The organism is Priestia sp. 10L35 (assembly GCF_056395685.1).
On the sequence record NZ_JBFTKA010000049.1, the window covers coordinates 1 to 556 of the forward strand.

Genomic DNA, 556 nt, shown 5'->3' on the forward strand with positions numbered 1-556 from the left:
GTGTTGCAGGTCGGCGGGTTTCTGCGGTGTGCCTCGACGCTCCAGATAATCCTTCGATGCGCACAGGGTCATCGTGTAGTCGATGAGCGGGCGAGAAATCATGTTGGACAGCTCGGTCGTGCCCAGACGAATCGCCACGTCGAAACCGTTGTCGAGCAAGTCCAGGCGCTGGTTGGTCAAAACGACATCGAGTTTGACTTGCGGGCAGCGCAGGGTGAATTCGCTCAGGGCCGGTGCGAGCCGTTCGGTGCCGAAGGTCAGCGGTGCGGTGATGCGCAGAGTGCCGCTCGGCTCGTCGAGGGTTTGTTCGGCCAGGCGTTCGGAGTCAGCCACCAGCCCCAGCACTTCGAGACACCGCTGATAGTACGCCGTGCCGAATTCCGTCAAACGCTGACGCCGTGTCGTACGGTTGAGCAAGCGCACACCCAGGCGTTGCTCCAGAGCCCGCAGATGATTACCGACCATGGTCGTGGACATTTCGCACTGCAAAGCGGCGGCGGTCATGCTGCCGGCTTCCACCACTCTTACGTAAACGGTCATTGCCTGGAATAAATCC

At 60.6% G+C, this 556-nt stretch carries 1 protein-coding gene; it reads right to left on the minus strand.

The window, feature by feature from the left end; translation table 11 throughout:
* Positions 1 to 540: LysR family transcriptional regulator (locus AC1DEF_RS29175; protein WP_477727744.1), on the minus strand; the 540-nt coding region annotated here is incomplete at its 3' end.
* Positions 541 to 556: the final 16 nt, after the last annotated feature.